The 8,219-nt window shown below is 39.5% G+C and carries 9 protein-coding genes; all 9 read right to left on the minus strand.

Features of this window, described 5'->3' with window-relative positions:
• Nucleotides 1–164: 164 nt before the first annotated feature.
• Nucleotides 165–611 (minus strand): hypothetical protein, encoded by a 447-nt coding sequence (locus A3K86_RS22345; protein WP_068336936.1) that lies wholly within the window; start codon nucleotides 609–611, stop codon nucleotides 165–167.
• A gap of 958 nt (nucleotides 612–1,569) precedes the next feature.
• Entirely contained in the window at nucleotides 1,570–1,920 is a 351-nt protein-coding gene (locus A3K86_RS22790) for a hypothetical protein (protein ID WP_068336943.1), read from the minus strand.
• A 130-nt stretch (nucleotides 1,921–2,050) separates the two neighbouring features.
• A complete protein-coding gene (locus A3K86_RS22360) occupies nucleotides 2,051–2,689 on the minus strand; it encodes a hypothetical protein (RefSeq protein ID WP_107270273.1) in 639 nt (212 codons plus the stop codon).
• Nucleotides 2,690–3,521: 832 nt separating this feature from the next.
• A complete protein-coding gene (locus A3K86_RS22365) occupies nucleotides 3,522–4,088 on the minus strand; it encodes a hypothetical protein (RefSeq protein WP_068336949.1) in 567 nt (188 codons plus the stop codon).
• A 910-nt stretch (nucleotides 4,089–4,998) separates the two neighbouring features.
• Nucleotides 4,999–5,454 (minus strand): hypothetical protein, encoded by a 456-nt coding sequence (locus A3K86_RS22370; RefSeq protein ID WP_068336952.1) that lies wholly within the window; start codon nucleotides 5,452–5,454, stop codon nucleotides 4,999–5,001.
• Nucleotides 5,455–5,723: 269 nt separating this feature from the next.
• Complete coding sequence (locus A3K86_RS22375) at nucleotides 5,724–6,422, minus strand: DUF6796 family protein (RefSeq protein ID WP_068336955.1); 699 nt, start codon at nucleotides 6,420–6,422, stop codon at nucleotides 5,724–5,726.
• A gap of 149 nt (nucleotides 6,423–6,571) precedes the next feature.
• Entirely contained in the window at nucleotides 6,572–6,922 is a 351-nt protein-coding gene (locus A3K86_RS22380; protein ID WP_068336957.1) for a hypothetical protein, read from the minus strand.
• 1 nt (nucleotide 6,923) lies between these two features.
• Nucleotides 6,924–7,295, minus strand: coding sequence for a tlde1 domain-containing protein (locus A3K86_RS22385; protein WP_068336961.1), 372 nt, complete (start codon nucleotides 7,293–7,295; stop codon nucleotides 6,924–6,926).
• Nucleotides 7,296–7,512: 217 nt separating this feature from the next.
• Nucleotides 7,513–8,219 (minus strand): hypothetical protein (locus tag A3K86_RS22905; RefSeq protein WP_232322047.1); only part of this gene is annotated, 707 nt, incomplete at its 5' end.

Below are 8,219 nucleotides of genomic sequence, written 5' to 3' on the forward strand. Positions count from 1 at the left end.
AACAGCAACAGCGGAACCGACAGACCCAACCTTCTAAATTCGCGAGTTAACGCCCAATTAAAGTGTGAGCCACGCTACCACAACACTAAATATGGACTCCATAAACACTGAACTAAAACCAAACCAAAAATGCCAAGCGTGGGGAATCACTCTTAAACAGTTTGTTATATTTTTGTCCTTCTAGCCTCTTGCAAGACAAGATAGTGTGTCAAACCAGAATAGAGACTGTGAAGTGCAGACAGTAAACCAAAACCAATTATTACGTATATAATTGTTAGCTCGATTTTTGACGTTGCCTCAAATTCATTAAGCATCCAAAAAAATACGAGCGTCATCACTAAATATATGATAAACCAGATTTTTTGATTTAGAAACTCTAAGTAACAAAGCACTTGTTCATGCTCACTTTCTTGAAGTTCTTTAATCCATTTTTTCCGTTCATCAGCATTTCGTTTACTCCCAGATGCCCACTTATACGACAACTTTGATAAAAATGAGTCGAGTGCAGGCTTTAAGTAAGCTGAAAAGACATTGATAATTAAACCAACTACGACTACACCGATCCACCAATCTAACGATCCCAAATTAGAGAAAAAACTACTATCTTCCATATAACCTCAAATAAATATAATGACTGCCGTAAAACGCCAGCAACGTATTACGACTATTTGTAAATGACCACCGTAAACACGAAAGCCAATTCATACCCAAAATGCCGAGCGTTGATGGTCGTTTTGACGGCCTTGTTACCCGCACGCGTGAAGAAGCCAAAGCAGCTTGCCTGCCATGATGCGATGAAGCTCGCTCTGATGAGAAACTTCAGTAACAAATTTGGAACTCAACGCAGACAAAGAAAGCTATAACCACCGAAATCGCTGCGTGTAGACTTTGATATAGCGGCTCTCGACTATGCAAGGCATGCCAGCACACCGACTCCATCACTAAACGCGGGTACCAGCGAATGATTGGCGACTTGTGCCTCAGAAAACCATAAACAAAGAACGACTAACTTTCGTAGCCCTACCCGTTAAAACCTGTTGGCATGAGTGGTAAGATTTAGGGCGACAAGTACAGACTTGTATCAGTTACAGCCAAAGACATTGTTGAACTTGGCATGCGATTAACTCAACACCGCGACATACGATGAACAACTCTTAATGCAGGCAAATGTTTCTGGAATTGACCAACTAACAACAACAGCGGAGCCGACCGCCCCAACCTTCTAAATACGCGAGGTAACGCCTGCAATAAGGTGTGCCCCACTGAACCAACAAAGCACACTGAACTCCATACCAAAACCGCCAAGTGTAAGGCATCACCTTGATTGCCTTGTTAAGTCTCTTTCATACTGATCAAGTTTAATTAAAAATTGAAGAATAAAAGCTTGTTCGTTTTCATTTACCGTCAATGAACGTGCAAACTCAGCTTCTTGTCTAATTTCAAAACACTGTTCAACCGTTGCGCCATTGTTACCATAAAGAATGCCTGCGGGCCATTCATGCTCACAATATGAGAACCAATCTAGAAGACAACAGAGTAAGAGCTCTTTGCCTTCAATACGGTTGGAATCTAACTCATAGCACTTACGGTAAAAACCCATTTCAGCCAATGAACCAGTTCTTCAAAAACACCTTTCGTTTGATATATGTTTTGAGCTAACTTTCCAAGCCATAATGTCGAATCATAATGCCCTACTTCGAATCCTTTCTTTAAGGTAGGGTAAACAAGGTTTACAAAGAGTTCATGCCGAATACAACAATGAGTATTCTTCTCTAGCTTCGGTAGATATTCCCACACCCAAGACCGTATTTCGTCTTCACTTTTAAACGAATTTATAAACAACTGAACCGAATTTGCAGCCTGCTTCTTCAGTCCAGCACTCAGCTCTTTTTCAAACTTTTTAAAGTACTCAATATTCATAAGGTTACTTTCTTTGAGACTTAACGCCTGCAATAAGGTGCCCCACACTTAACTAACAAAGCGCACCGAACCTCATACCAAAACCGCCGAGTGTAACGGGTCACCTTGATTGCTTTGTTAGGCTCCAGATCTAAAATATACAGATAAGGCTGACATTCTCTGATGAATACTGACGTTTAAAGATCAAACGTCTCGAAATATCACCTACATTTTTTTCGGCTACTATGTAAACATCATTGTTATATAGCATCGGTTTGATTTCATGATAACCACTAAAATATTCACTTTCTATTTTCCCATCTGGAAATTCAACATCAAAATACTCTGGAAAAATAGGCTTAAGACCAAATTCGTGCCTAGGTTGAAGATGAGTGCTACGCAATAACTTTCTCAGTTTTTGATTATCAGTATACACATAACCTTTATCAGGAATATTGTAAAATGCCAGGTAATATACATCGCTAGCTCTAGGTTGCCAATCAATAACAATCAAATCTTCAGTTGAATTATTATTAAAATCATAAGACTCAACCCAAAGATAATAATCATCAGGGTTGTACCTAAGCCTGTTTTCGCCGACAAATATATTCTTCGATGAACCTTTTCCTAACAACCTCTGAGGTATATTTTCCAATTCTGTTTCTATTGAATCACATTGTTCTTTACTTCCTTCTGTTTTAAAAACATTATTGTCACCGACTGGAGCGGCACTAACAGAATTTAAAAAGAGTAATAAAAGCAAAGAACAAAACCTAACACAGCTACTCATGTATCGAACCTCTAAAGGAGCCTAACGACCTGCCATAAAACGCCAACAACGCATTACGACAAGATTTAATTAACCACCGTAAACACTAAAGCCAACTCATACCTAGAATGCCAAGCGTTGAGGGTCGTTTTAATGGCTTTGTTACCCGCTCGCGTATAAGTGCCAAAGCAGCTTGCCTGCCATGATGCGATGAAGCTTGCTCTTACAACAAACTTGAGTGACAAACCTAGAACTCAACGCTAACAAAGAAAACTATAACCACCGAAACTACTGTGTGCTTACAAACAAAATAGCGGCTGTCGATAAAGTTAAGGCTGGAACTTTCGACAAAGCAAAACATTGACCACAGCCCAAGTTAAGCCGCGGGCAACACCCACAAAACAATTTGGTTCGGCAACCACCAAAATGTAACCGCTGGTGTGGCAACGCACCGCCTGCATTCTAAAACGCGGATACCAGCGAATAATTGACGACTTCTGCTACAAAAACCACGAACGGGGAGCGACTAACTTTTGTAGCCCTACCCGAAAAAGCCTTTTAACACGAACAACAACATTTAGGGCGACAAGTGCAGACTTGCATTAATGACAGCCACAGACATTGTTGAACTTGGCATGCGAGTAACTCAACACCGCGACTTGCGATAAGCAACTCTTAATGCAGACAAATGTTTCTGGAATTGACCTACTCACAGCAACTGCGGAGCCGACCGCCCCAACCTTCTAAATTCGCGAGGTAACGCCTGCGATAAGGTGTGCCCCACAGAACCAACCAAACGCACCGAACTCCAAACCAAAACCACCGAGTGTAACGCATCACCTTGATTGCCTTGTTACATGCGTAATTCATTTCCCCACATAAAAATAAAAATCAAAAATAAGCCTGAGTAACTTACCAGGTTTGCCCGCCAAACAAATTTATTAAGACTAAATTTTGGTTTAAAACCAATCTCATACCAATAGCCTCTGTAAAATACCCTTTCACAACAAACTGTTAATAGATATGTAATTGAGAACCAAAATAATGATAAGAATATAGATTTCATACCGTTATTTGGCATATCAAAAGTATAGATACCGGATGAAGCAATATAATTTAGATAATCTCCTGGTACAAATGCTGATAGCAACACTAAGATAAAAATAAGAAAAATTGGAAAACCTAAACCAACAATGATTGTAGAAACAACATTTGCTGAAAACACAAACCTAAATGCTTTTCTTAAATCCAAATCTGATATTCTAGATAGAAACACACTTTCAGCAAGTAATATCCAAACCTGTCCAACCATGAATACACTGAAGCTAATAAATAATAATACTGGAGAACCACCATTGGCGTATGCTGATGATGGTGTCAACATTATTAATATCAAAGTTACTATATAGATTTGTCTCATGATAATCCTTTAGCATGTAACGCCTGCCATAATACGCCACAACGTATTACGACAATATGTAATTAACCACCGCAAACACTAACGCCAATTCATACCTAGAATGCCAAGCGTTGAGGGTCGTTTTAATGGCTTTGTTACCCGCTCGCGTAAGAGTGCCAAAGCAGCTTGCCTGCCATGATGCGGTGCAGCTCGCTCTTACAACAAACCTGAGAGGNGCCAAAGCAGCTTGCCTGCCATGATGCGGTGCAGCTCGCTCTTACAACAAACCTGAGAGGCAAAACTTGAACTCAGCGCAGACAAAGAAAACTATAATCACCGAGACTACTGCGTTCTTACTAACAAAATAGCGGCTATCGACAATATTAGGGCTGGAACTTTCGACCAAGTAAAACATTGATCACAGCCAAGTTGAGCCGCGGGCAACACCCACAAAACAATTTGGTTCGGCAACCACCAAAATGTAACCACAAGTATGCCAACGCACCGACCTCATCGCTAAACGCGGATACCAGAGAATGATTAACGACTTCTGCTACAGAAAACCTCGAACGGGGAGCGACTAACGTTTGTAGCCCTACCCGAAAAAGCCTTTTAACACGAACAACAACATTTAGGGCGACAGGTGCAGACTTGCATCAGTGACAGCCACAGACATTGTTGAACTTGGCATGCGAAAAACTCAATACCGCGACTTACGGTGAGCAACTCTTAATGCAAACAAATCTTTCTGGAACTGACCAACTCACAACAATAGCGGAGCCGACCGCCCCAACCTTCTTAATTCGCGAGGTAACGCCTTGCTAAGGTGCAGCTAACCCACCACTGAACTCAAGCAAAGCCACGTAAACACTGAAGCCAATCGAACCAAAAATGTCAAAGGTTAGCTGTCACTCTTAAGCAATTTGTTAGGCTAAATTTCCGACAGTGATTTTTTGCAACTAACAGAGAATTCATGATTCTCTTTCGCAATAATTTTGGCTTGAATAAATAGTTCACTTTGAATTGATTTGGCCTGTTCAGGGGAAAGATCCGGCCAAATTAACGTTGGTAGATCTGAAACCACATCCAAAGATCCTAATTTAGTAAACAGTGAATTACATTCATCCTTGGTTACTTTTCTTACAGGCCTAAAACCTGAAATCCCAAGACCCAAACTTGACTCATCTTCCAAAAGATTAAACGCAAACTCTTGCTTCTTACCTTCGATCTTAGTAAATAAGTTTACGGCTGCTACAAATGTTGCCAATTGATTTCGCCCTGCCTCATAAGAGGTAAGGGGGGTTGATTTTAGCTCATCCAATACACTAACCTCAGCTGAAGCGACAGGTGTAATTAGTAGTAGTGTAGGCAACAACAATTTCTTCATCTTTGATTTCCTTGTTCTATATTGTTAGACATATTGATTACACAACAATAACTTACAGTGAGCATATAACTAAAGCTAAATATAAAACTCCATGCATTTTTGTACTTCAAATCACAAAAGGGACTTACTTGAGGAAAGGGAAATGGTTGTAAAGTGTTTAGCCTAACTCCTGCGATAAGGTGCCCCACGCCAAACTAGCAAAGCACACCGGACTCCATACCAAAAATGCCGAGTGTAACGGGTCACCTTGATTGCTTTGTTATGTTTATTTATCGGTATCGTTGATTTAAAAAGCACCAACGAATATATGTGAAAAAAATCAGCAAACCAAATGTTGATGCTATTATTGCCACTGCTGCACCAAAAGGGGATGGCATTAGCGATGCTAGAAATGGAAGAGCTGTACAACCAATAATTGGGGACAATATAACACTCCATTTTGGTAAATTAGTAGCTTGAGAAAAAGCGATAAAACCAAAGATAAGAGAAAATACAATTAAGCTTAAAAACATTGGTATTTGTATAAAAATACTAAAATCATTAACTTGGCTAATCGCAGCTTTTAATTCAAGGTCACCTGAAGATACTAAATTACCAAATATTGCCAGAAAACCGAAACTTGAATGAAAGGCTACACATGTACCAATAAAGACGGTATATGATATTAAAGCTATAAAACGTAATCTTTTGAAAGGAGCCATTAAACAGCACAAAGCAGGAAGAGCAAAGAACCAGCAACTAACAAGAACAACACTAAGTCCTGCACCGACCTTTACTCTTAGATCACTAGTTTCCCCTAAGGCAGGTATCAGCCTATACATATCAGAAATAACAGCACCATCAGACGGTCCATAGTAAAGAATTAGATCACAAAACAAATTTAGAATCGCAGATATAACAACAATATTAATACCAAGAAGAATTTGATTGTTTTCATCAAACTCAGAATTTCTCTGCAAATGATCCATCTTCCGCTCCTTTTCGATGCTCAGACAAAAACATAACGCCTGCCATAATACGCCACAAACTAAGACGATATGCCAAACCTAACCACCATAATCACAAAAACACCCGACACCTAAAATACCGAGTGTTTGTGGTCGTTTTGATGGCTTTGTTATGCCGAATGATCGCTATACGTGGTGCTAATCAAGAATACATCCACTGTCCCCTGTGAACATTCCTCTGAGGATGCATCATTCGAAGTTATTACCTCAACAACTTTCCCTGTTTTAAGTTTAAAACTGACATGGTGTATTTGACGATAAATATCATTTCCGATTTTTTCAGAAGCCATTCGATTAACTACTGTCTTGCTATGATCAACTTCGTCTTTCTTAATTACATTATGATTTGTTAAATAAACATAAGCCATGCTAGGAGCCCAAGATGTTGGAGCATCACATTTTGGACTAACTGCGAAAGACAAAGAAGAAAAAGCCAAGAAAAAGCCAGATATAAATTTCATTTTAATCAAATTTCTCAATAACTATAAGTTTGCGTTCACCACTACCCCAAATCTTTTTACAGATATTTCTAGGTGGAATTATACAGCCACTTGATGCTGTGCCTGAATTTTTAATTGAATCACCATGAATTTGGAAATCTGTTCGGTTCCAAGCTCCGTGCCCAACAGGTGATAGCGGCAATACATATGGACCAGTTCTAGGGCTTCGTCTTGGCTCATGAATTTTATACTCACCTCTAGGAATTGGCCCTAAGTTTTTCATGTGCTGCATTTTTGGTTTATTTGTATCTTCAGCCTTACCCGAATACCCTGTAGCAACAAATTCACCATTAAAATATAGCTCACCTGTTGCTTGCGCATATTGCCAACTCATAACACACCTTGTCACTAATTAAACATGCTGGAATAGTCACATGAAGTTAAAATTGGTGTAAGGGTTTACGAATTAAAAATCTATAGGCTGTCTGACAACTCAAACTTCTGATGGAAAGTAAAAGAGTTTTCATCGGCATAACACCTGCAATAAGGTGTGCCCCACTGAACCAACAAAACACACCAAACTCCGTACCAAAACCGCCGTGTGTAAGGCATCACCTTGATTGCCTTGTTAAGTCTCTTTCGTACTGATCAAGCTTAATTAAAAATTGAACAATAAAAGCTTGTTCGTTTTCATTTACCGTCAATGAACGTGCAAACTCAGCTTCTTGCCTAATTTCAAAACACTGTTCAACAGTTGCTCCGTTGTTACCATAAAGAATGCCTGCTGGCCATTCATGCTCACAAAATGAGAACCAATCTAGGAGACAACTGAGTAAGAGCTCTTTGCCTTCAATACGGTTGGAATCTAACTCGAAGCACTTACGGTAAAAATCCATTTCAGCTAATGAACCAAGCTCTTCAAAAGCACCTTTCGTTTGATATATGTTTTGAGCTAACTTTCCAAGCCATAGTGTCGAATCATAATGCCCTACATCGAATCCTTTCTTTAGAGTAGGGTAAACAAGGTTTATAAAGAGTTCATGTCGAATACAACAATGAGTATTCTTCTCTAGCTTCGGCAGATATTCCCACACCCAAGCTCGTATTTCGTATTCGTCTTTAAACGAATTAATAAACAACTGAACCGAATTGGCTACCTGCTTTTTCAATCCTGAATTAAGCTCGTTTTCAAACTTTTTAAAGTACTCAATATTCATAAGGTTACTTTCTTTGAGACTTAACGCCTGCCATAAGTTGCCCGCCCCAAAACTAAACAGACCACCGTAAACACACAAGCCTATTCGTACCAAAAATGTAC

It is taken from the genome of Photobacterium jeanii, from assembly GCF_001650345.1.
Classification (GTDB): domain Bacteria; phylum Pseudomonadota; class Gammaproteobacteria; order Enterobacterales; family Vibrionaceae; genus Photobacterium; species Photobacterium jeanii.